Genomic DNA, 1,888 nt, shown 5'->3' with positions numbered 1-1,888 from the left:
CATGGCTTTGAAGGCTTTTTCTTCATCATCCAGAAACTCCCATGACGGATCATGCTCTTCCATGTACTTACCGGTGAACTTTGACAGGGCTTCCGGTTCGCTCTGTAACTTCGCCTTAATCTTCTTCGAAGACAGATCAGTCTCACGTAATAATTTGACGGCCAGTACCGGACTGTTTTCTGCCTCTTTCGATACCGCAACATTGTGACCACGGCTGTGTTTCTTCGGGGCGGCTGGCTGTTCGTCTTGCTCAACGATGAGATCTGTAGCGAGTTCCTGTGCAGGCGAAGTCGTGTAGTGTCCAGAATCATCATCAGCCCGTGCTGACAGGTGGCTTGGGTATTCCTTTAACCACTCAGGGAGCAGGCAAAGAAATATTGACTTTAGTTTCAGGCGTTAACTAATTGTTAAGCATTATTCGCTTGTTATTGGGGGAAGATGGGTTTATTAGATTTACCAGTTTTTGTGATAATAACGTTGTAAAAGATGTGGAGAATGATTATGAAAAAATATCTTCTTCTTTGCCTAGTAGCAGGCACGACTCTTTTAGCTTCGATGCAGACTTATGCTGTTGTCTGCTTACCTTTTGCTGTATTACCCTTAGCATATACAGAGTGTATAGCTACCTGTCTTGTGTTAAATCCGGATAAAACGACTAAATTCTGTTTATAATAACAATCAAGCAGGAGACAGGATGGCTCCTGCCACCCCAGTCTCATTGGCTCTGAGGTGGCAATGTGTTTTCTGAGTATTCAATAACTTCTGGTAGTTAATCAGAATCGTCTAAACCGTTTATGCAGAATCTCAGAATACATCTTCATTGCTGATAACTGAGCAGCCAGCAGAAATTGGTCAACTTCCTCTAACTTGTTATAGATAGAGTCACCGATGAAATCGGATAACTTTTCAATCCTCTTATCGAGTTCGTTCATTTCATCAATACAAAGCTGCTTGGGTCTTTGTTTGGCATACGCATAATCCACCCCATCAGAACAATGGGCGTCCGTGGGGTGAGTTATGTCAGCCCCGGTGAGTAGGTTAAAAGGAAATTGAAAGTACTAAAGAAGTGGTGGGCGCAACTCCACCTTTAAGCACAATACTTTGCCAAGCTTCTGCATGAGGCTATTAATGACAAAGCAAACTTTAACCACAAACTGTACGCCAATAGGCCTTGAATCTGGAACGGGTCACAAAGTAATGAAATGCCCAAGATAGTGCGAGCTGCTCTTTGGTTTTACCGGAAACCTTTATACAGAGATCGATACATAACTTTTTCATGATTTTCTCCAACAAAAAAGGCCGCACCATGCAGCCTTTATTTAGTCAGTCGGAGACTATGAAATTAGATCTCCGATGAATTTTGCTTGTGTTTCAATTTTCAGTTCTGACATTCCTTCAACGACACCATTCAATGAATAGCCAAGACTTGTCTCCTGAACTGATAAAAGAAGATTGAATTTAGATATATTCCCAAAAGCAGAGGTGCCTTCTTTATTATGCTGCTCTACAGTCAGAGTGATGCTATTGTGAGTTAGCCTTCCTCTGTATGTGCACACATAATCGCCACCATTTATAACATTATTTCTTACTACAACAGCTCCGCTCCCGAAATCCTGAACATTACTTCGGAAAGAAACAAAGTAAATTCCATCCTTCATGTTAACCTCATGCAGTAGTATTAAGCTGAAAATCAGCCGATCAATACTACTGAAAAAAGTTAACCATCTCTAATCTGTTAGCACAAAAAGACAACAAAAAATGCAGAATCACTGTGAGTGATTGGTGGCAAAATTTGGTGGAACCTCTCGGAATCGAACCGAGTCCTAATGCTCTTCAGGCATCCGCGCGAACCCTCTACGCCAAAGTTCCAGATACAAAAAAGCCCCGC

The 1,888-nt window shown here is 41.9% G+C and carries 4 protein-coding genes and 1 tRNA gene; 1 reads left to right on the top strand and 4 read right to left on the bottom strand.

What is annotated here, in order from left to right:
* Window positions 1-208 (top strand): hypothetical protein (locus Xhom_RS34810; protein ID WP_211287915.1); only part of this gene is annotated, 208 nt, incomplete at its 5' end.
* 565 nt (window positions 209-773) lie between these two features.
* On the opposite strand, the gene Xhom_RS47330 is transcribed toward Xhom_RS34810, so the two are convergent.
* The 4 genes from Xhom_RS47330 to Xhom_RS24775 all read right to left on the bottom strand — a co-directional run bounded on the left by Xhom_RS47330 (window position 774) and on the right by Xhom_RS24775 (window position 1,869).
* Complete coding sequence (locus Xhom_RS47330; protein ID WP_418384909.1) at window positions 774-932, bottom strand: crAss001_48 related protein; 159 nt, start codon at window positions 930-932, stop codon at window positions 774-776.
* Window positions 933-1,143: 211 nt separating this feature from the next.
* Window positions 1,144-1,278 (bottom strand): hypothetical protein, encoded by a 135-nt coding sequence (locus tag Xhom_RS41230; protein WP_257784757.1) that lies wholly within the window; start codon window positions 1,276-1,278, stop codon window positions 1,144-1,146.
* Window positions 1,279-1,334: 56 nt separating this feature from the next.
* Window positions 1,335-1,658, bottom strand: a complete 324-nt coding sequence (locus Xhom_RS24780) for a GrlR family regulatory protein (protein WP_069315683.1) — start codon at window positions 1,656-1,658, stop codon at window positions 1,335-1,337.
* Between the two features lie 135 nt (window positions 1,659-1,793).
* Window positions 1,794-1,869, bottom strand: a tRNA-Phe gene (locus tag Xhom_RS24775).
* Window positions 1,870-1,888 lie beyond the last annotated feature (19 nt).

Source organism: Xenorhabdus hominickii (assembly GCF_002632725.1).
Lineage (GTDB): Bacteria > Pseudomonadota > Gammaproteobacteria > Enterobacterales > Enterobacteriaceae > Xenorhabdus > Xenorhabdus hominickii.
The sequence above is the reverse complement of the archived record's forward strand: the minus strand, read 5'-3'. Positions and strand labels throughout refer to the sequence as shown.

What these genes read in the sequence shown, in the direction of transcription:
- Xhom_RS47330 (WP_418384909.1), bottom strand. Translation starts at nt 932, where the DNA reads ATGAACGAACTCGATAAGAGGATTGAAAAGTTATCCGATTTCATCGGT.
- Xhom_RS41230 (WP_257784757.1), bottom strand. Translation starts at nt 1,278, where the DNA reads ATGAAAAAGTTATGTATCGATCTCTGTATAAAGGTTTCCGGTAAAACC.
- Xhom_RS24780 (WP_069315683.1), bottom strand. Translation starts at nt 1,658, where the DNA reads ATGAAGGATGGAATTTACTTTGTTTCTTTCCGAAGTAATGTTCAGGAT.